At 52.1% G+C, this 19799-nt stretch carries 18 protein-coding genes; 15 read left to right on the top strand and 3 right to left on the bottom strand.

Going from position 1 to position 19799, the window contains the following annotated elements; all coding sequences use genetic code 11:
- Positions 1 to 115: 115 nt before the first annotated feature.
- Both ilvD and ACN08V_RS08540 read left to right on the top strand, forming a co-directional pair.
- Positions 116 to 1954, top strand: a complete 1839-nt coding sequence (ilvD, locus tag ACN08V_RS08545) for a dihydroxy-acid dehydratase (RefSeq protein WP_419100265.1) — start codon at positions 116 to 118, stop codon at positions 1952 to 1954.
- A 210-nt stretch (positions 1955 to 2164) separates the two neighbouring features.
- Entirely contained in the window at positions 2165 to 3361 is a 1197-nt protein-coding gene (locus tag ACN08V_RS08540) for an RNase H family protein (protein ID WP_419105251.1), read from the top strand.
- A gap of 88 nt (positions 3362 to 3449) precedes the next feature.
- On the opposite strand, the gene ACN08V_RS08535 is transcribed toward ACN08V_RS08540, so the two are convergent.
- Positions 3450 to 4079, bottom strand: a complete 630-nt coding sequence (locus ACN08V_RS08535) for a DedA family protein (RefSeq protein ID WP_419105250.1) — start codon at positions 4077 to 4079, stop codon at positions 3450 to 3452.
- 323 nt (positions 4080 to 4402) lie between these two features.
- On the opposite strand from ACN08V_RS08535, the gene ACN08V_RS08530 reads away from it, so the two are divergent.
- The 5 genes from ACN08V_RS08530 (at position 4403) to cas5e (ending at position 10625) form a co-directional block, all read left to right on the top strand.
- The gene (locus ACN08V_RS08530; RefSeq protein ID WP_419105249.1) at positions 4403 to 5890 is read left to right on the top strand and encodes an O-acetylhomoserine aminocarboxypropyltransferase/cysteine synthase family protein; all 1488 of its coding nucleotides are present in this window, start codon (positions 4403 to 4405) and stop codon (positions 5888 to 5890) included.
- Between the two features lie 2 nt (positions 5891 to 5892).
- On the top strand, positions 5893 to 6396 hold the full coding sequence (locus ACN08V_RS08525; RefSeq protein WP_419105248.1) for a CoA-binding protein: 504 nt from the start codon (positions 5893 to 5895) through the stop codon (positions 6394 to 6396).
- 159 nt (positions 6397 to 6555) lie between these two features.
- Entirely contained in the window at positions 6556 to 7647 is a 1092-nt protein-coding gene (locus ACN08V_RS08520) for a DNA cytosine methyltransferase (RefSeq protein WP_419105247.1), read from the top strand.
- Positions 7648 to 7663: 16 nt separating this feature from the next.
- Entirely contained in the window at positions 7664 to 9712 is a 2049-nt protein-coding gene (locus ACN08V_RS08515) for an ATP-binding protein (RefSeq protein WP_419105246.1), read from the top strand.
- A 205-nt stretch (positions 9713 to 9917) separates the two neighbouring features.
- Positions 9918 to 10625 (top strand): type I-E CRISPR-associated protein Cas5/CasD, encoded by a 708-nt coding sequence (gene cas5e / locus ACN08V_RS08510; protein WP_419105245.1) that lies wholly within the window; start codon positions 9918 to 9920, stop codon positions 10623 to 10625.
- 99 nt (positions 10626 to 10724) lie between these two features.
- Here cas5e and ACN08V_RS08505 read toward each other — a convergent pair whose 3' ends face one another.
- Positions 10725 to 11357 carry a Pr6Pr family membrane protein gene (locus tag ACN08V_RS08505; protein WP_419105244.1) on the bottom strand — a complete coding sequence of 211 codons (633 nt, stop codon included), beginning with the start codon at positions 11355 to 11357 and terminating at the stop codon, positions 10725 to 10727.
- A 435-nt stretch (positions 11358 to 11792) separates the two neighbouring features.
- Between ACN08V_RS08505 and ACN08V_RS08500 the strand changes: the two genes are divergently transcribed.
- From ACN08V_RS08500 to ACN08V_RS08485, 4 genes are all read left to right on the top strand, one after another.
- Positions 11793 to 12629 (top strand): NlpC/P60 family protein, encoded by an 837-nt coding sequence (locus ACN08V_RS08500; RefSeq protein WP_419105243.1) that lies wholly within the window; start codon positions 11793 to 11795, stop codon positions 12627 to 12629.
- Between the two features lie 200 nt (positions 12630 to 12829).
- Positions 12830 to 13654 carry a transporter substrate-binding domain-containing protein gene (locus tag ACN08V_RS08495; RefSeq protein ID WP_419105242.1) on the top strand — a complete coding sequence of 275 codons (825 nt, stop codon included), beginning with the start codon at positions 12830 to 12832 and terminating at the stop codon, positions 13652 to 13654.
- A gap of 34 nt (positions 13655 to 13688) precedes the next feature.
- Positions 13689 to 14366 carry an amino acid ABC transporter permease gene (locus ACN08V_RS08490; protein ID WP_419105241.1) on the top strand — a complete coding sequence of 226 codons (678 nt, stop codon included), beginning with the start codon at positions 13689 to 13691 and terminating at the stop codon, positions 14364 to 14366.
- Positions 14359 to 15108, top strand: a complete 750-nt coding sequence (locus ACN08V_RS08485) for an amino acid ABC transporter ATP-binding protein (RefSeq protein WP_419105240.1) — start codon at positions 14359 to 14361, stop codon at positions 15106 to 15108. Before ACN08V_RS08490 ends, ACN08V_RS08485 begins: the two co-directional genes overlap by 8 nt.
- A 111-nt stretch (positions 15109 to 15219) precedes the next feature.
- On the opposite strand, the gene ACN08V_RS08480 is transcribed toward ACN08V_RS08485, so the two are convergent.
- On the bottom strand, positions 15220 to 15741 hold the full coding sequence (locus ACN08V_RS08480) for a hypothetical protein (RefSeq protein ID WP_419105239.1): 522 nt from the start codon (positions 15739 to 15741) through the stop codon (positions 15220 to 15222).
- An 87-nt stretch (positions 15742 to 15828) separates the two neighbouring features.
- Between ACN08V_RS08480 and ACN08V_RS08475 the strand changes: the two genes are divergently transcribed.
- From ACN08V_RS08475 to ACN08V_RS08460, 4 genes are all read left to right on the top strand, one after another.
- Positions 15829 to 16248: a GNAT family N-acetyltransferase gene (locus ACN08V_RS08475; protein WP_419100255.1), complete on the top strand. Its 420-nt coding sequence runs from the start codon at positions 15829 to 15831 to the stop codon at positions 16246 to 16248.
- A gap of 267 nt (positions 16249 to 16515) precedes the next feature.
- Complete coding sequence (locus tag ACN08V_RS08470; RefSeq protein ID WP_419100254.1) at positions 16516 to 16722, top strand: cold-shock protein; 207 nt, start codon at positions 16516 to 16518, stop codon at positions 16720 to 16722.
- Between the two features lie 298 nt (positions 16723 to 17020).
- Entirely contained in the window at positions 17021 to 17299 is a 279-nt protein-coding gene (locus tag ACN08V_RS08465) for a WXG100 family type VII secretion target (protein WP_419100253.1), read from the top strand.
- Between the two features lie 135 nt (positions 17300 to 17434).
- Positions 17435 to 19255, top strand: coding sequence for an RDD family protein (locus ACN08V_RS08460; protein ID WP_419105238.1), 1821 nt, complete (start codon positions 17435 to 17437; stop codon positions 19253 to 19255).
- The last annotated feature ends 544 nt before the right edge of the window (positions 19256 to 19799 follow it).

Here is a 19799-nt window from a genome sequence, read left to right as displayed (position 1 = left end):
TCACTGTCTAAAACTCCACTATCTGAGAACACTCAGCGGTTGCATCTACCCTCACCAGCACCCGGCGTAAACTAGATACCCAAGACGACTACCACCAGTTATCAAGGGGAACACGATGCCAGAACTGCGCTCGCGCACATCCACCCACGGCAGGAACATGGCAGGAGCCCGCGCGCTCTGGCGGGCAACCGGCATGGGAGAAGACGACTTCGGCAAGCCCATTATTGCTATTGCCAACTCTTTCACCCAATTCGTTCCCGGCCACGTGCACCTGAAAAACATGGGTGAGCTGGTGGCCGGTGCTATCCGCGAAGCCGGCGGTGTAGCCAAAGAATTCAACACCATTGCGGTCGATGACGGTATCGCCATGGGCCATGACGGTATGCTCTACTCCCTGCCCTCCCGCGACCTGATTGCGGACTCGGTAGAGTACATGGTCAACGCCCACCGCGCCGATGCCCTGGTCTGTATCTCCAACTGCGACAAGATCACCCCCGGTATGCTGCTGGCCGCTATGCGCCTGAATATCCCCGTCATCTTTGTATCTGGCGGGCCCATGGAATCGGGTGCCGCCATTGACGGCGTAGTAGAGCACCGCCTGGACCTGGTAGACGCTATGGTCATGGCCGTTGACGACTCCGTGAGTGATGAGGCCCTAGCCCAGGTCGAACAGAACGCCTGCCCCACCTGCGGATCCTGCGCCGGTATGTTCACCGCCAACTCCATGAACTGCCTCAACGAAGCCATTGGCCTGGCCCTACCCGGTAACGGCACCACCCTTGCCACCCAGGTAGCCCGTAAGCAGCTCTTCCTAGAGGCCGGTGCCAAGATCGTTGAGTTGGCCAAGCGCTACTACGAGCAGGACGACGAGAGCGTCCTGCCCCGCTCCATTGCCAGCAAAGCCGCTTTCGAGAACGCTATGGCCCTGGATGTTGCAATGGGTGGCTCCACCAACACCGTCCTGCACATTCTGGCGATTGCCCACGAGGCCGGTGTGGACTTTACCCTGCGCGATATTGACGCGATTTCCCGCAAGGTGCCCTGCCTGGCTAAGGTTGCCCCCAACTCCACCCAGTACCATATTGAGCACGTCCACCGTGCCGGTGGTATCCCTGCCCTGCTGGGTGAACTTGACCGGGGTGGCCTGCTCAACCGCGACGTCCACTCGGTTCACTCCGATTCTTTAGAATCTTGGCTTTCTGACTGGGATATTCGTTCTGGCGCGGCCACCGAAACCGCTAAGGAACTCTTCCTGGCTGCCCCCGGAGGTGTTCGCACCACCCAGGCTTTCTCCACCGCTAACAAGTTCGACTCGCACGAGACCGACCCCGAAAAGGGCTGTATCCGCTCGGTTGGGCACGCCTACACCAAGGACGGCGGCCTGGCGGTGCTCTACGGCAATATCGCTGAGGACGGCGCAATCATCAAGAGCGCCGGTATCGACGAGGAACTCTTCCACTTTGTGGGTAAGGCTTTTGTCGTGGAATCTCAGGATGAGGCCGTGTACGAGATTCTCTCCAAGAACGTTAAGCCCGGGGATATCGTGGTCATCCAGTACGAGGGCCCCAAGGGCGGGCCGGGCATGCAGGAAATGCTCTACCCCACCTCCTACCTCAAGGGCCTGGGCCTAGGTAAGCAGTGCGCACTGATTACTGACGGTCGTTTCTCGGGTGGCACTTCGGGTATCTCCATCGGCCATATCTCACCCGAGGCCGCCGCTGGTGGCGCCGTGGGCCTGATTGAGCACGGCGACGAAATTGAGATTGACGTCCATAACCGGATTCTGCGCGTGAATGTACCCGATGAGGTCCTAGCCGCCCGCCGTGCCGCTAAGGGCCCTGCCCCCTGGAAGCCCACCAAGCCGCGTGAGCGCCAGGTGTCCAGTGCCCTGCGGGCCTACGCTTCGATGGTAACCAGCGCCGATAAGGGTGCTGTGCGCATCGTACCTGAGTAAGGGGTAGCTTCTGAGGTTTTCCGGTAAAGCCGGGGTGGCTTTAAGCACCCCGGCTTTTTCGTTTTTTGAGTTACCGGTGAGTAGGAGTTTTACTGTTGAGGGAAGGGCTGCTCTGTCCAGTGGGTGGGGTGCCGGTAGCAATTAGTCAGTCTCCTGAGATAGCTTTAAGGGGTAAGCATAATACCGACAACCCCATAGGAGATGAATAATGTGGACATCACGCCCGCGCATATTAAGAAATGCCAGTTAACCTGGGAGCCGCCAGATTACACCAGCTCTTACCCGGCGGGCTTCACTGAACAGGGTGTAGCCGTCATCGCCGTGGTCATGGACCAGGTACGGGTTGCCGGTGACTGCCATGTTGGGCTCACGGCTTTTGTGTTTATCTCTCGGGAGAACGGGGACCGCGAAGTTCTAGAGTGCGAACCTATCGCGGAATCTCTCACCCACTGTCTGATGGAACCCTGCGATACGGTACACACCGACATGCTGGGCCGCGCCATCCTGGCCGCTATGGATGTTATCCCCGAGGAATACAAACAGAACCTGATGACCGTAGCTGCAGATAAGCACTACCTTAAACTGCTCTTCCGTAAGTTCACTGCCTTCCGCGACTTCATGGAATACCGTTCCTTGGATAAGGTGATGAACCCCTATGAGTCTCACTCGCTGGGGGAAATTCACGTGAAACTTCTGGGCACCCCGGCGGCAGAACTTATGCCTCACTTCTTTGATGAGGCTTCCCGCCTAGCCCACCGTGAACTTGAGCAGAACACCGCCCAGCTCCCCCTGGAAAAGCTGGCGGAGTACAGTGTCTTTACTGACTGCTCTTACCGCTCTACCAACAACAAGCGCTACCATAAGGGTGGCCGCATGGGTATTGGTGGGGTGAGTGAGGACGGCTTCTTCTTTCACTCCCACTACGATGCCACCAACATTATGACCGGGGAGCTCTCGGCCATGCTGGCGGCTTTCAATATCTTCTACCACGGCGGTCGGCAGCTGATTATTCACACTGACTCCCTAGGGGCGCTTACCTTTGTCTTGCGTCTGGCCCATAACCGCTGGGTCTATAAGACTTGGACAACCGAGGGTGTGCAGAACCAGCAGGTCTTAGACGAGATGGAGCGGCTCACTGCGGCTATCCGTGAGCGTCGGGTGCTGGTTAAGCATGTCCCTGGGCATTCAGGGCACGGGCTTCAGGAGTCATCCGACTCGGTTTCTAAGATGCACCGTCATTTCCCCGGGCAGATCGTGGAAAAGGGGTACGTTTCTGAGTTCAACCAGCGGTGCGAGTCGATTATTACCGCGCTCTCCGGGTGCGAAAAAGCGCTCCGGCTACCGTGTGCTGAGTGGATTCAGATTAAACCCTCGGTTGTTCACGCCCGTAACCGGCTCTGGAAGTAGGTAGGGATCCACAGCAAAGAGGCCACCTGTTTTTACTTTCATTGGAGGGAGAAACAGGTGGCCTCTTGAGGCGCGGTAGGGGAGAGCCCTAGAGAGCTTTTGCCTTCTTATCTTTCTGGGCACGGAGGATGAGCCACACGAAAGTGCCTACCAGGGCAAGAGCTACTAGGGCGTACACTACCTTGGAGTACCGATCAATGAACCCTTCAACAACAGTCCAGTTTTCACCGAGTATCCAGCCGCAGTAGATGAGCAGGGCGTTCCAGATAGCTGAACCCAATAAGGTGTAGAGGCCAAAAGTTATGGGGTTCATGCGGTGAACACCGGCAGGAATGGAAATAAGGGAACGGATACCCGGGATAACACGCCCAATGAGGATAGAGGCTTTACCGTACTTGTCGAACCAGATAAGTGCACCATCGACGTCCTCCACTTTGACCAGCCACATCTTATCTGCGATACGGCGTAGGCGGTCAGCTCCGATTGCCGCCCCCAGGTAGTAGAGGAAGTAGGCTCCTGCCAGTGAACCGATGGTAGCCCAGATAAAAGCTGCAAAGATATTCATGGACCCCTGGGATGCAGTGAAACCGGCCAGCGGCAGAATCACCTCAGAGGGAATGGGCGGGAAGACGTTTTCAAGGAAGACGGCCAGGCCAACACCGGGTGAGCCGATGGCTTCCATGATAGAGATAACCCAGTCGATGATGTTCTGGAGCACAGGGGCCCTTTCTGATGGGGAACAGGTAGGGGCCGGGCCCCTGTGGACGTAATGCTCCTTATTCTCTCGTAATTTGCTGTATTTTCCTATGCGTTAGCTTGTAGGGAACTGAAGGCCCTCCCCCGAAAAGATCGCACGACCCCCTGAAAGACCTCCACAAAGAGCCAGATCCCTGGCAGAACCCCTAATCCCCGGTCATAATTTTTCACATCCGCTCACCCCGTCACAAACCGAAATCTTGGTCACACTTGTTTAACCATGTGTGTCTCAACCAGCATAGATACTGAAAACTTTTCATTCCCCATTTCTAAGGAGTACCTTCGGTGGCTGAGCATACCTTTGGTTTCCGCACCCGCGCCCTGCATGCCGGGGGCACCCCTGACGCTGAGCACGGCGCTCGCGCTGTCCCTATCTACCAGTCAACGTCCTTTGTTTTCAAAGATGCCGACGATGCCGCCAACCTTTTTGCCTTGCAAAAATACGGCAACATCTACTCCCGCCTGGGGAACCCCACGGTTGCGGCTCTTGAAGAACGCATTGCCTCCCTAGAGGGCGGTATTGGTGCTGTTGCTACCGCCTCGGGTATGGCCGCGGAGTTCATCACCTTTGCTGCTCTGTGTCAGGCGGGGGACCATATCGTGGCTTCCTCTAACCTTTACGGTGGGACGATTACCCAGCTCGATGTTTCCCTGCGCCGCTTCGGTATTGACACCACCTTTGTCGATGGCACCGACCCAGCCGACTTTGAGGCCGCTATCCGTCCGGAAACCAAGGCTCTTTACACCGAAATTGTGGCGAACCCGTCCGGCCAGATTGCTGACCTAGAGGGTCTAGCTGAGGTCGCCCACCGCAACGACATTCCCTTGGTCGTGGATGCAACCCTTTCTACCCCCTACCTAATTCGCCCCATTGAGCACGGGGCCGATATTGTCATTCACTCGGTCACCAAGTTCCTGGGTGGGCACGGCACTACCCTCGGCGGCGTAGTCGTGGAGTCAGGCCGCTTTAACTGGGGTAACGGCAAGTTCCCCACCATGACCGAGCCGGTGCCCTCCTATAACAACATTTCCTGGTGGGGCAACTTTGGTGAGTACGGGTTCTTGACCAAGCTCCGCTCAGAACAACTCCGCGACTTTGGCCCTTCGCTGTCTGCCCAGGCGGCCTTCAACCTCTTGCAGGGAGTGGAGACCCTACCTCAGCGTATGGATGCTCACCTGGCCAACGCTAAGGAGGTCGTGGCCTGGCTGGCCGAAGATGCCCGAATCTCCTACGTGAACTACGCGGAACTGCCCGAGCACCCTCACTATGAGCGCGCGCAAAAACTACTGCCCCTGGGCGTTGGCTCGGTCTTCTCCTTTGGGGTTGCCCCCACCGCGCAGGCTGGTGGCCGCGATGTGGGTGCCGAGTTCATCAAGAACCTGCAACTGGCTAGCCACCTGGCGAACATCGGTGATGCGCGCACCCTGGTACTGCATCCGGCATCAACCACCCACCAGCAGCTCACCGCCGAACAGCTTGCCGCCGGTGGTGTGGGCGAGGACCTAATCCGTATTTCGGTGGGCCTTGAAGACGCGGTCGATATCATCTGGGACCTTGATCAGGCACTCACGATTGCTTCGGGCCGTGACCACGCCGGTGAGGTGGTAGGTACCGCCAGCGCCGATGAGCTGGTAGCCCGCCGTCAGGCTGCAGAAGCAGAAGCTGAGGCCCAGAAGGCCGCCCTGGAAGCCGATGCCGCCGCCCACGCCGCAGAACGAGCAGAACGCGAAGCCGCGTCCTGCGCCCTACCCCAGCAGACCAAGGAGGCCTAGCCATGACCGAGAATCGAACCTGGGAAGGCCCCAGCGCCCCCGAACGCCTTAAAATTCTGCACGATACCCGTTCCATTGCGATTGTGGGTATGAGCGACAAGATTTCTCGCTCTTCTTACTTTGTGGCTACCTATTTGCAGTCGTCTAGCTCCTACACCCTCTACTTTGTGAACCCCATTCTGGCGGCCAAGGGTAAGGAGGTGCTGGGGCAGAAGGTATACGCTTCACTGGCTGACCTGCCCGAAGCTCCGGATCTGGTGGAGATTTTCCGCCGTAACGAGGACCTGCCCGGTGTAGTGCAGGAAGCCATCGACGCGGGTGCAAAGACCGTGTGGATGCAGCTGGGCTCCTGGAATGAGGAAGCCGCCCGCCTGGGTGAGGCCGCTGGCTTGAACGTGGTCATGGACCGTTGCGTCAAGATTGAGCATGCCCGCTTCCACGGCGGCCTGCATTTAGCCGGTTTTGTGACCGGCGTGATTTCCTCTAAACGGCAGGTGCTGGCCTAGACAAAGCTGGGGTTGGGCATGCTGAGACTTTCAAAACACACTTCAAAATCTCCCTCTATGAATCAATCTTTAAAAACAGCGGGGATAGAAATTATGTTCTTAGACAAGTTTTCCGTCAGCGCTCGACTGAGAGCAACCTAATCAGGCACTATAGTATATATGAAATCACTCAAGCATCAGATAACCAGAGAGGCTAACACCTCTATCAAAAAACCTCCTCTAATTTCCGCCGTAGATCTGTTCTGCGGAGCTGGAGGACTATCTTGGGGGCTCAAAGAGGCTGGCATTGAGGTCGTAGCAGGTGTTGACCTTGATGACAACTGTGCTTATCCATTTGAACAGAATATCGGCGGTAAATTCATCAAGGCAGATATCGCTAACATCAAGTCAAAAGACTTTGAAGACTTATGGGTTCCCGGTAGTAAAAGACTTTTAGCAGGGTGCGCTCCCTGTCAGCCCTTTTCATCTCATAGGCGTGGCCAAGATACTAGACATGAAAAAAACTGGCCGCTACTCAATGAGTTTAGTAGGTTGATAAAGGAAGTTCGGCCAGACTATGTAACTATGGAAAATGTTACAGGGCTTAGTAGGCAACCTGTATTTAAAATTTTTACAGAAGAGCTCATTAAGCTGGGATATAATATTGATTATAAAATTTTGTATGGCCCTGAATTTGGCCTTCCTCAAGCGCGGCGCAGATTAGTTCTTGTTGGAGCGTTAAGTCAAAATATTTTTGTACCTACAGGAACGTATTCTAATAGTAATTTTCGCACTGTTAGGGATGCTATAGGAGATTTACCAAAAATAAACCATGGGGAAGCATCAAATACTGACCCGTTACATGTTGCAAGAAAATTTACTGAAATAAATTTGAAGCGTATCCAGGCTTCTGTGCCAGGTGGGACATGGCTGGACTGGCCAGAAGATTTAAGGGCTAACTGTCATAAAAAAACTAGCGGTATGACTTTTAAATCATTTTATGGTCGGATGAGCTGGGATCTCCCATCACCTACAATTACAACTCAGTCATATAATTATGGAACAGGAAGATTCGGTCATCCCGAGCAAGACCGTAGTATCACGCTAAGAGAAGCAGCGATATTGCAAGGGTTCCCGCGTAATTATAAGTTCCATAATCCTGAAAAACGTATGAGTATTGAAAGGGTTGGAAAACTAATTGGGAATGCTGTGCCTCCTCCTTTTGGAAAAGCTGTAGGGAAAATTTTTCTAGATTCTGTTAAGAAAATCTAATACATTAGGGTTAATCATGTCAGAATATAATAAATATAGGTTTAGTGTTAGTCTTGCAGTCATCGAATCGCTAGGAGTAAATCTATACAGTAATGCGGCATCTGTCCTTTCGGAGCTTGTGGCAAATGCTTGGGATGCTGATGCTAATAATGTATACGTCAAATGGGAAGACCCAGGGCAAGCTGGACAGGTATCGATATTTGATGACGGTTGCGGGATGAATTCTGATGAAATAAATAATCGATTTTTACAGGTGGCATACCAGAAACGAGAAGATGTTGGTGATGTTTCTCCTATTTATGGAAGGCCTTATATGGGGCGTAAAGGGATTGGTAAACTTTCAGTATTTTCAATCGCAAACAATATCAAAGTCTTTTCATTAAAGAACGGTGAAAAGAATGGTTTCGAAATTAATGTTCCGGATTTAATGCAAGCTGTACGTTCTAATTCTAACTACTACCCCCTGCCTATTGCGGAAATAGAATTTCCAGAAGAATTGAAGAGTAGTGGGACGAAAATTATACTTTCTGATTTGAAATTGAAGCGAGTGGATATTACAAAAAAGGCGTTGAAAAAGCGGCTTGCCAGACGTTTTGACGTGCTAAATTTTGATGAATCCGATGAAGCAAAATTTTCAATATATGTGGATGGGGATAAAATAACCTATGAAGATAGGGATGACCTCCAAAAAGTAGAGTATATTTGGCACATTGGGCAGCGAACTATCCCTGATGGGGAAATACCTAAGACGGTTAAGAAGGAGTTCTTTTTTGATCAAAATATTATTGACTCAGAAAAAGATTGGAAAATTAATGGATGGATTGGAGCGTCTAAAAAGCCGGATGATTTAAAGCGTGAATCTGAACAAGAAGCATTGCGAAATATAATTGTTTTATCTCGCAGGAGACCGATTCAAGAAAAGATATTAGATGATCTTGGTTTTAATAAAATATTCTCGAGCTATGTAACTGGTCAAATTAATGCTGATTTTTTGGATGATACGAAGCTAGATGATATAGCTACTAGTGATAGACAAAGGCTTATGGAAGATGACCCCCGGGTAAGGGGAATCATTAAAAAATTGCGTGAAATCCTAAATCATGCTTCAGAAGAGTGGGCAAATCAGCGAAAGCAGGATAGGTATGAGGATCAAATTAATGAAATGCCCGTACTTAAAGATTGGGTAGATGGTCGGCCGAAATACCAACAGAAATCCGCTCAAAAAATGCTAAAGAATATCGCGTATCTTAACCTTGATAATAAGAGTAAAGGCCAACTATATAAGTCCTCTATTTTAGCATTTGAGCGAACTGCTATTAAGCAGGATATAAAAGAATTAGAAAAATTGGGTGATGCCATTGAATCTGAAAACCTGGTCGATATTTTTAATCGAAGTGAGACGTACAGGGATTCGCTTTATCTCCAAATAATTGAGAGTCGCTTGGAGACAATTGATTCAATTAAAAAAGATATCTCGGAAAATGTCTTAGAGAAGGTGCTTCAACAGAAGATATTTGATAATCTGTGGCTCTTAGATCCTAGCTGGGAGGGGGCAAGCGGAGAATCTTCAATCGAGCATCAACTTTCTAGTCTTTACAATGAACTATTTGACAGTACTGGGGAGCAGTCTGATATAAAACATAAAGGTAGAATAGATATTAAATACCGTTCTTCGGCTGGTAAACATGTAATAGTTGAGCTTAAAAGGTTCAATAGAGAAATATCAATTGAAGATTTAAAGTCTCAGGGCGGTAAATACTATGAAGCAGTCCGCGATGTTTTAAATAAATCTGAAAGATTTGGAGAACAAATCGAAGTTGTTTTTATCCTAGGGAAATCTCCTAAAGTAAGCCCTATAGGTAAAGAATCTGAAATTCCAGTTCCTGATTATATAGAAAAGCAGCTTGAGGCCATAAATGGTAGGGTTTTGTACTACAACCAGATTTATGATAATGCATTTAATAGTTATAAATCATTCTATGATAAGCGAAGGCAAGCTCTTTCTGTTGATTCAGTGATTGATGAGATAGACAAATTTTTCTTATTGGACGCTGAAGCTGAGTAAGTATTAAATCAATAGAGTGTCTTGAGTTTTCTTGTATCTTAATTTTTTTCCCGAAAGTAATTATTGGTTATATATGGAGAATATTGAAATTTAATGCTTTCTATTTTTCTATTTATACATATGAAGGTCTCAATGGTAAGTTCGGCAACCTTGAAGCGACCTCTCTCAAGGAATTTATCGATACCGTTGTCGAATGGATTCAGCAGTGAGCGACTCTATCTACATCCGGCTAGCTGGTCCCCTGCAGTCTTGGGCGGGGGCCGCCGTTACCGGCAACATCGTGCGGACGGAAGAAGTACCTTCCCCTCGCAGCCTGCGAGGTTTGCTGGCGGGTGCCCTGGGCTATAAACGTGATGAAGTCCCTGAATGGCTGGAACATATCCATTTCACAGTGCGGCAGGATCGCCGTGCGACTTTTGTTGATGACTTCCACACGATTAACCAGCGTACCGGTGAAGAAAAGTTCCGCCGCCGTCTGCTTCTAGCGCAGGGCATGAAGGCCGGTAACGCGAAAAACCTCGTGTTCACCCCTGACGCTCAGGGGGGTACATCCATTGTCAACCGCACCTACCTGGCTGATACTGAGTTCATCGTGAGGATTACTGCGGAAGGGCGCACAGAGGAAATTGACCGGGCTTTACGGAGCCCCCGGTTTTCAACCTACATGGGGCGTAAAGCGTTCCCTGCTGTCTTCCCTTTCTACCTGGGTGTAGGGAATTCTGAGCTGATCTACCAGATCCCGGCGATTTCCTCCCACGGTAACCAGGAAAAAGTACGGGTAACTATTCCTGAGTTCGTGCAGAACCAGCTCATGGCTCCTTACCTGAAGGAAGTGCCTACGGTTTCTGATCGAGAGGCTTGGCTTGATGCTGTAGGGGAGGCCCTCAAGCATCGGAAAACGGTAACTGCCTAACCCCGCAGCATAAAGACGGTGTGCATCAGTTGATGCGCACCGTCTTTGTGCTGTCTAAGCCAAACAAATCATGCTTATCTACTTATGCTGCCTGTGCCCTCATGGGCGGGAGACCCGAGGCCCCACATACCTCTTGACTAAGAGTAGGGCATACCCGCCCACCACGTAGCTGACGAAGATTCCCGCCGAATTCTGAGCCACCTGCACCCAGCCGTACTTAGTCACGTTAATAAAGAAGTAGGGGAAAGGTGAGTCGGGGGAGTGCGGCACGCTCAGCCCAAGAACCAACCCGTTCAGTACTCCAAAGACTGAGTAGGCGAGGGGAACCAGCGTCCACACCAACGGGTCAAACCACCTGTACTTCTTGCGGCTATCCCAAAAGAGGGTGTCCGCCAAAAAGCCAAGCGGCACAATATAGTGCACCAGAAAATTGCGGACATTCCAATACTGCTCAGCTGTTACCAGGGGAGAGAGCATGAAATGGTAGATGGTGAAGGTAATAAGAATGGCCATGGTTACCCCACCCTTGGCCCGCTCAATTCCCTGCCTGCCGGCAAGTTTCCCTTCCTTCGCCTCTTTATATACAAGGTAAAAGACGAACACCGTGACCAGCAGATTGGACAAGATTGTGTAGTAGAGGAGCATGCCCGGGCCGTCCCGTAGGATTTGCAGGGCAAGGCCTAGTAGCCCCAGAAAACCCAGGGCCAGTCGATATATCAGTGTTGTGGACACGCTTGTCTTTCTTGCCGTAGTTCGTGATTGTAGGGGGCATTCTATCGATACGGTTGTGAGCCCTACCCTGAGAGGAGTCCCGGTGCCGTGATGATTTTCTTCAATTTTTTAGATTCTGCGCAACACCGTTTCACTATGTGTCACAGATAAAGCACGCAAGTCGTGGTTCTCACACATCTCAGATAATATGCATCCGACATGCGAAAATATTGCTTATCGGGGGAACTCTTGGTGCTCACAGAAGGCTTTTCGGGGAGAAAAAAATCAAGTTTTTATAACGATATGGTATACATCGTTACCAAATCGTTATAAAATTATTCGGGTCCAATCAGCTTCCGAGGGAAGCATGGGAGCTCCGCTTAAGAAAGGCGGGCCGCCCAGCATGTAGCAGCAACCCGGCTGCGAAGATCTCCAGAAGAGACGAAAGGTACAAGATTGCGTCGTTCACTCTCCGTAGGTGCGGTAGGTGTCATCATGTCAGGTGCTGTTTTTGCAGCAGCTAACGCAACCAACAATGAAGCCCCGCAGACCACCGTAGACAACGGTGCAGTAGTTACCACCCCCCAGCTCAAGGCATTCGACCTTGCCGGCGAGACCAAAATTGGGCAGTGGGGTGTTCCCGAATACGTTGTGGCTCCCGAAAAGCCGGTTGAATCCACTCCCGCACTTGAAGAAGCACCCGTTATTGACGAGCAGGCTCCTACAGAGGCAGCACCTCTTGCAGAGGCTCCCGCTCTTGAAGAAGCAGCCGTCACTGTGCAGTCAGAAACTGTAGAGGTTCTTGAGGACGCGCCCGCACCTGTAGAAGAAACACCTGTACCGACAGCAGAAGAGCCTGCCCCCGTTCAGTCGGCCGCACCTGTTGAGGTCGCAGCTCCCGTTCAGGAGTCCGCACCTGCCCCCACCCTTGCTGTGGCTACTAACCAGGCAAAACGTGATGCCGTTGTTGCGGCGGCTCTGGCAGCCGCATCTGTCAACGCGCAGACCGACTGCACCGCGCTGGCCACCAACTCCCTGAGGGCCGCTGGCATTAACTTCCACGGTTGGCCCATGGATTACATGTCACTGGGTACCGTGACCTCCAACCCCCAGCCCGGTGACCTGGTTATCTACGCCTCCAATGGTTTTGGCCAGCAACACATCGCTGTTTACATTGGTAACGGCCAGGCTGTTCACGGCGGCTGGAACGGTATGGGCACCAGCGTCTTCTCTGTGAACCTGCCCAACGCATCAGCACCCATTTTCGTGTCCCCCGCAGGTTACAACAGCTAATACTTACCGGCTACCGAGCCAATAAATAAGTCCTGATAAACCCCACCCTTCTAGGGTGGAGTTTATGCCTTGTGGGTGATGATGTGACTGCCTCCCCTAGAAGTGCGTAATAAAGGCGTAACAATAATTCTTTGACTTGTTGCCAGCGGGTATAGGCTCAATGGGCGTAAGATCAAGCTCCTCGAAAGGAAAACCAACCCATGAAGGCCCTCACCCGCCGTAGCGCTCTGTCACTGACCGGTGCATCTTTGGTGACGCTTGCCCTGTCTGCCTGCGGCTCATCCTCTCAGGCCAGCTCAACTGATGCAGGAGATAAACTCCAGGCCATCAAAGATTCCGGGACTCTCCGTGTCGGCCTAGAAGGTACCTACGCGCCCTGGAACTACCACAATGAATCCGGCCAGCTGGTCGGTATGGAAAAGGATCTTGCCGACCTCATCGCCGCCGATCTGGGTGTCAAAGCAGAATACATCGAAACCCAGTGGGATTCGCTGATCGCCGGTGTGGACTCCAACCGCTACGACCTTGTCATCAATAATGTCTCCCCCACGGAAGAACGCAAGCAGAAGTACGATTTTTCTACCCCCTACCTTGCTTCTGAGGGCAGGGTCGCTGTTCTGGAGAGTTCTTCCCTACAGAAGATTGAGGATCTCAAGGGCGCGACTGCCGCATCGAGTGAAACCTCCAACTTCCGCACCCTACTAGAGGCTGCAGGCGCAAAGATGACCATTGTGACCGGCTTCGACGAGGCCATTGAGCAGGTACTCACCGGCCGTGTTGATGCCGTAGGCAACGATGCCGTCACCTTCGCCTACTACAAGGAACAGCACCCCGATGCCCCTATTCGCCTGCTTGACGGGTTGCTGGGGGAGGCATCCCAGCCGGCTATCCTCATGCCCAAGGGCGCGCTCAGCCTCCAGAAAGCCATCAACGACTCCATCACCAAGAACCTGGAAAATGGCAACCTTAAGGCTATCTACCAGAAGTATGTAGGTCTTGATCTCAGTCCTTCGGCTAAAGCCTAACCGGCCCCGCCCGGAGAAAGATCTCTAGGACATCATGGACCGCTACCTAGAACTGTGGGCAGAATCTCTGCCCTCCCTCTTGCTGGCTACCGTGCAGGTAACAGTACCTCTTACCCTGGTTGCTTTTGTGCTTGCGCTGGTGCTAGGTCTGCTGGCGACAGCCGCCCGCAACCTGAGCCGGTATAACCCCCTCAACTGGTTGGCTACCGCCTTTGTCTGGTTCTTCCGGGGTACACCACTTTTGGTGCAGTTGTTCCTGGTCTTCTACGGGCTACCCAGGCTGGGCATCACTCTTGATCCCTGGCCTGCTGCGATTATTGCCTTGAGCCTGAATACCGGGGCCTATGTGGCTGAGACTTTCCGCTCGGCTTACGCTTCTATACCGCGTGGCCAGTTTGAGGCCGCCCGTACCCTGAATCTGACCCGCAAGCAGACCCTGCGCCACGTGGTGATACCTCAGGCTACCCGCATCGCCCTGCCGCCCCTGGGAAACGACCTGATTGATCTGGTTAAGGGAACCTCACTGGTGTCGGTCATTTCTATGGTTGACCTCTTTCAGTCCGGTAAGCAGGTCGCTGCCCGTACTTTTGAGCCCCTGGCTATGTACCTTGAAGTTGCCCTTATCTACCTGGTGATTTTTACCGTCCTGTCGATTGCCCAGCAGGCCCTCGAAAAGCGCACCAGCCGCTACCTAAGGAGCTCCCATGCTTAGTGTGCAGAACCTGACCAAGAGCTTTGGTGAGCAAACTGTCTTGAACGGGGTTTCCCTAGAGCTCACCAGTGGTGAGACCACGGTGATTCTGGGCCCCTCAGGCTCCGGTAAATCAACACTTTTGCGTTGTTTCAACCTGCTAGAGGTACCGGAGGCTGGTGTACTGGATCTTGCGGGGGATTCGGTTGATTTTTCCAGCAAATTGACCGATGAGCAGGTGCGGAGCATCCGCAAACACTCGGCTATGGTCTTTCAGAGTTTCAACCTTTTCCCGCACCTGACCGCTGTTCAGAACGTGGCTCTTGCCCCGGTCCTGAATGGGAAGGTAGGCAAGGGCGCTGCCCATCAGTATGCCCTGGAGCTCTTGGACAAGGTGGGGCTGGGAGACAAGGCTAGTTCTTACCCAGATAGTCTTTCCGGTGGTCAGCAGCAGCGGGTGGCTATTGCCCGCGCCCTGGCGGTGTCCCCGGACTACCTACTCTTTGACGAACCTACCAGTGCCCTTGACCCGGAGCTAGAAGCCGAGGTCATCCGGGTTCTGATTGATCTAGCGCGAGAGAAGCGCTCCCTGGTGGTGGTCACTCACAACATGGCTTTCGCCCGCCGGGTTGCGGACCGCATCATCTTTTTGGACGGAGGGAAGGTGCTCTATAACGGTGCGCCCGAGCCTTTCTTCCAATCCACCAATGAGCGTATCGCCCGCTTCTTGCAAATCTTTGAGATGACGGACTACCGCATCTAGCTATTTTCGTCACCTAGCGCCCTATTGGGTCTGACCCTGGCTGGTTATGCGAACCTGCACAGGCCGATATGGCTAGCCGCTGGGTGAGTGCGCTTGGGTTAGAGTAGCTTGCTAATGCGTCAGCAGGGCCTTGAGTAGGGCCACTACTAGACCGAGGCTGGCGAAGAGGATTCCACCAAGTAAGGTCCGGAAGCTGGCTGCTTGCTGCTGGTAGCGCGCTACTACAAACCCCATGGAGGCCAGCCGTAAGAGTAGCACTGTGACCGCTAGGAACCAGGCTGTGGGGGGAGCGAGAAAACCCCAGGAACCTAGGGCAATAAAGAGAGCCGGTAGTAGTGTCGAGCTCATGATGGGCACTGCGTTGCGTAAGGCTTTTATGATGTCTTGACCTGTGAGTGCCTTGCCGTGCAAGAGGCGGTGCTCCTGGCTTTCTGCTAGAAAGTGAGCCAGGTAGGTGGTGAGCCCGGTTGCTAGCAGAACGGTGAGTGTGTGGCCCTGAGCAATCTGACCGGGTTTGGTGAGGATGAGTGCCCCTAGGGCTAGGATGTTGCCGTAAGTATAGGCCGAAACACGGTGGGCTACGTCTTGGGGTTTTAGTTTGCCCAGCTGGTCTAGCTGTGATTTTTTCTGCATAGTTTAATACTAAGGTGATTTTCTGGCGGTACAGTTGGCTGCTGTTCCCCAGACCTAGCGAGCGGCCCATATCGGTGAGGGGGCAAAATGTTTGATCTAGTGCTGGGGCTTGTCCCTGCCAGGGATGAGCTTGAGGAGCTTTACTCTTCGGTGGGCTGGTCCGCCTACACTGAAAAGCCTGAGAATCTGGTGGCCATGTGCAGAGGGTCGCACTATCTGGCCTGCGCGCGTGACTTTTCTGGCCGGTTGATTGGCTTGGTGAGAACGGTCGGGGACGGCGTGACGATTACCTACATCCAGGATCTATTGGTGCACCCGGACGCCCAGGGGCAGGGCGTGGGTAGCTCTCTTCTCGATGCCGCCCTGGAGGCCGTTGGTGGGGTGCGTCAGGTTTATATTTCTACAGATGCCCATGAGGGTAACAAGCATGTTATTGACCTCTACCTTTCCCGTGGTTTTAGGCCCGTGGGTGACTATAACTGCCTGACTCTGGCCTCCTTTAAGTAAAAACCGCTAGATTTCTTGGCTTTCATCAGGGGCTTGGCGCCTAAGAGTCAGGGTATTGAGCTGCATTTTGCAGCCACAAAGGAGACCTGCGACACATAATGCATACAAAGCCGCCGGGGTGCTGTAGAGTCAGAGACGTGCCCACCGGTTGGTGTAGTAAGAATTTAGAATTTTGTTTTTAGTTTTGCGTTTCATCTCCTTGGGAAAAGAGAGGGCACACCTTAAGCGTTCGAGGTTTGGACGCATTTTCCAGAAGGAATAAAACACATGGCTACTGGCACTGTAAAATGGTTTAACGCTGAAAAAGGCTACGGATTCATCCAGCCCGACGACGGCTCAGCAGATCTTTTCGCTCACTTCTCAGCGATTAACTCAAACGGCTACCGCTCACTCGAAGAAGGCGACTCAGTTGCTTACGATCCCGAGCAGAGCGATCGCGGCATGCAGGCCGCGAACATCAACGTTCTCAGCTAAGCATTGCGCTAACTGATAAAGGGTTCGGCCCCCGTCCACTATGGACGGGGGCCGAACCCTTTATATCCCCAAAGTTTTTACGGCTTCCGGTAGCTGTTCAATGGTGGGATATCTTCACCCGGTATTTAGCTGTGGATAATCCCGTTAAGTGCTGGATTTAAGGTCTTGAGTTGGTAGGATGAATCAGAGTGAGTGATTCTTAAGATTTACTCACTACCGTAATATGACTATTCGCTGCAGATGAAAAGCCTGGTTCCAGCCAGGGGAGTTTGCAGGCTAAAGAAAGGTAGCACCTTTAATGTCTATCAAGATTGATTATGCGGCCATGGAAGCCGAAGCGGCCAACCTGCAGTCTGCAGCAACGGATTTTGAAGTATCGCTGTCCAACCTGCTTAACCGCATCAACAACCTGACTTCACCCGAGGGTGGCTTCTCCACTGAGGTATCCAGTGGTGCTTTCGGGACTAACTACCAGGACTTCAATACCAAGGCTCACCAGCTCATTCCTGCCCTGCAGGCTTTCCAGCAGGATCTCAAGAGCACTATTGAGCGCTTCAAGGCAGCTGACGGCGCCTAATATCTTAGCGGGATATAACCCCATATCAGCGCCTATATAAGATGTTTGCCAAGTTGGCGGAGATAAGGATGAACTTATCTTCGCCAACTTTGTCTGTAGTTTTACTTTTCTTCGCGCTTCGAGGGCACCTCACCTATGAATAGTTTTTTGCTTGTGCCTGCCCCCTTGTACAAGCGGGCTCTTGCCTACTTTGTTGATCTTTTGATTGTGGCAGCTCCTGCTGGGTACGCAATGTGCTTTGCTATCAGTTTTTTGTTTGAACCGTCCCCATTAGTGGGCTGGTTAACCTGTTCAGCTCTAGCGCTTATTGTTCTTGCCTACACCTTGATCCTTGCCGCGCAGAACGCATCTTCCGGGCAGACTGCGGGTAAGCGCTTGATAGGTATCAGAACCCTTCGCGCTGAGTCACTTAGGCCGGGCGATTTCTCGGATGCTTATGCACGTGGTTTCTCTTTCTTGCTTGGGTTACTGGGGCTTGGTATCAGGCCCTTCCTGATGGCTTATAGGTTTAAGACCCAAGTTGAATCTGAGTCTTGGCCCCATAAAGCTGGTAATACTAGGGTTCTTGATGTGAGAGCTGGTAAAGACCCTCTGAATGTGGAGAAACGTTTTTTCCCTCTTTACCCTGAAGAGTGGTCTGGCAATACTGCAACACCTGTGGACCAGGTATTTCCACCTCGAGCTACGGGCCAGTCAGCAACCGCCGACATTTCCTCCGGGCAATCTGATTCTGGTGTGGCACGGGTGACTGTTTCAGACCACCTAGAAGTGGCTCGTAAAAGACGTCGGTCTGAGGGTTTTAGATCAGCTGGCCAGGGGCTTATAACCATTGGAGCAAGCTGTTTAACGGTTGCGGCGCTAGTCTTCGCTGCCAATGAACTTAACCCAGAGATGCCTAAACCCCAAGATCAACGAGAGGTCTTGGCGGCATCTCTGACGCAGAAGCTTCCTGTGGCTGGCTATAGCGGGCAGGGTTTTCCCGGTTATAAAGAAAAACCTGATTGGAGCGAGTCAGTAAGTCCCGATGCCAAAGTGTTCTCCACCGTGGCGAACGTTTTCTCTTTTGAAAGCCGTAGACTGACGGTCTTCTCGGTGGATACAGGTGAGCAAGTAGCTAACTTCCCACTTGACCAGGCTGTTGAGGTGTCTGCCCAGACAAGTTTTAGCGGCACCCCTGGAATTTACTGGTCAATCGGTGATACTGCTTTTGGTTGGAGCTCAGGTACGGGGGCAGATAAGCCTTTTAGCGCCAAAATTCCCGCTGGGGCACAGCCATATGCTGCGGGGAATGAGCTTCTCTTTGCGGCTGAGGACGAAAAGAACGGACAATACAAGGCCTGGCGTTTTAGCCCCGATGGCTTTCAAGAGATAAAGATTCCTTCGGGCTTCGTTCCGGGGTCTTTTTCCGGGCAAAATATGGTCAGCTATAGTCTGGGTGGAGAAATTAAGGTAACAGACAGTCAAGGCCAAGAAATTTCGGCCTATCCTCTTGCATCCCCCAAGGACTCTTTGCCTTTCGACAGTATCGTTTCTGTTGGACACCAAAGGATTGTGGCGACTTGGTCTCCTTACCCCGATAGTGTTGCTCCAACTACGCCGGTTACAGTGGCTTTTTACGATACCGAGTCGGGGAACCTCCTCTCCTATATTGAAACAACTCAGGAGCGTATCTCTGCATACCCAGATTTGTTATGGGGCCCCGATGGGCATTCCGCTCTTTATGCCGGCTACCTATTCGATGTCGAAAAAGGTAGAGCAGATGCTGATCTCATCGCGCAGGGTATTGAGCCGATCACCGTTATCGGTCAAGGTGCTCTGGGCAGCAGTAATCTAGGTAATGTTTACATGGAGCCTGACGAGGTACAGTCAATTTCAGGTATCACACCCTTGTTGGCTAACCAGGACATTGCCATAATCAGAACTCACAACAATAAGCTTGAAAAATACACCAAATAAAACACGCACTTGTAGAGGACAACATGAGAGCACAGAGGCCGAAGCAGCTGATATTTAACACTGGGACAGCTACGCTGGCACTTCTCCTGGCTTCAGGGATGCCAGCATCGAATGCTACGTCTCTTCCGGAGGCAACACCGTCTACTCTTTCGCATTCAGACTCACCGGCTGACCCCGCACCTGTCGCACCTACACTGAGTAAAACTGAGGTTGTCACACCGAGGGAGGTAGCTGAACCAGTTTTTGCAACTGACCCTGCAAAACAGGATGCTTCTGTTGCCAATGATTCTCCGGGAGGTACTACCGAGACACCTGTGCCCTCAACGACGGTAGATAACCAACCTGCGAGCCCATCTGAAACTACCCCCTCGCCGAGTGCGAGCCCATCTGAAACTACCCCATCGCCGAGTGCGAGCCCTACTGAAGCTCCCGCAGATCCTATTCACTTATTAGTTAAGGCTGATACATCCGAGCTTAAGCCTGGTGAGATTTATAAGGGGTCAGTAGAAGGCATCCCTGAAGGAACACACGTTAAAGCATCTCT

It is taken from the genome of Rothia sp. P5766 (genome assembly GCF_048513555.1).
In the GTDB taxonomy this organism is placed as follows: Bacteria; Actinomycetota; Actinomycetes; order Actinomycetales; family Micrococcaceae; genus Rothia.
The sequence above is the reverse complement of the archived record's forward strand: the minus strand, read 5'-3'. Positions and strand labels throughout refer to the sequence as shown.

Excerpts from the sequence above, each read along its gene's own strand:
- ACN08V_RS08465 (WP_419100253.1), top strand. The coding sequence starts at position 17,021 with ATGTCTATCAAGATTGATTATGCGGCCATGGAAGCCGAAGCGGCCAAC.
- ACN08V_RS08515 (WP_419105246.1), top strand. The coding sequence starts at position 7,664 with ATGTCAGAATATAATAAATATAGGTTTAGTGTTAGTCTTGCAGTCATC.
- ACN08V_RS08460 (WP_419105238.1), top strand. The coding sequence starts at position 17,435 with ATGAATAGTTTTTTGCTTGTGCCTGCCCCCTTGTACAAGCGGGCTCTT.
- ACN08V_RS08525 (WP_419105248.1), top strand. The coding sequence starts at position 5,893 with ATGACCGAGAATCGAACCTGGGAAGGCCCCAGCGCCCCCGAACGCCTT.
- ACN08V_RS08475 (WP_419100255.1), top strand. The coding sequence starts at position 15,829 with ATGTTTGATCTAGTGCTGGGGCTTGTCCCTGCCAGGGATGAGCTTGAG.
- ilvD (WP_419100265.1), top strand. The coding sequence starts at position 116 with ATGCCAGAACTGCGCTCGCGCACATCCACCCACGGCAGGAACATGGCA.
- ACN08V_RS08485 (WP_419105240.1), top strand. The coding sequence starts at position 14,359 with ATGCTTAGTGTGCAGAACCTGACCAAGAGCTTTGGTGAGCAAACTGTC.
- ACN08V_RS08480 (WP_419105239.1), bottom strand. The coding sequence starts at position 15,741 with ATGCAGAAAAAATCACAGCTAGACCAGCTGGGCAAACTAAAACCCCAA.
- ACN08V_RS08470 (WP_419100254.1), top strand. The coding sequence starts at position 16,516 with ATGGCTACTGGCACTGTAAAATGGTTTAACGCTGAAAAAGGCTACGGA.
- ACN08V_RS08520 (WP_419105247.1), top strand. The coding sequence starts at position 6,556 with ATGAAATCACTCAAGCATCAGATAACCAGAGAGGCTAACACCTCTATC.
- ACN08V_RS08495 (WP_419105242.1), top strand. The coding sequence starts at position 12,830 with ATGAAGGCCCTCACCCGCCGTAGCGCTCTGTCACTGACCGGTGCATCT.
- ACN08V_RS08490 (WP_419105241.1), top strand. The coding sequence starts at position 13,689 with ATGGACCGCTACCTAGAACTGTGGGCAGAATCTCTGCCCTCCCTCTTG.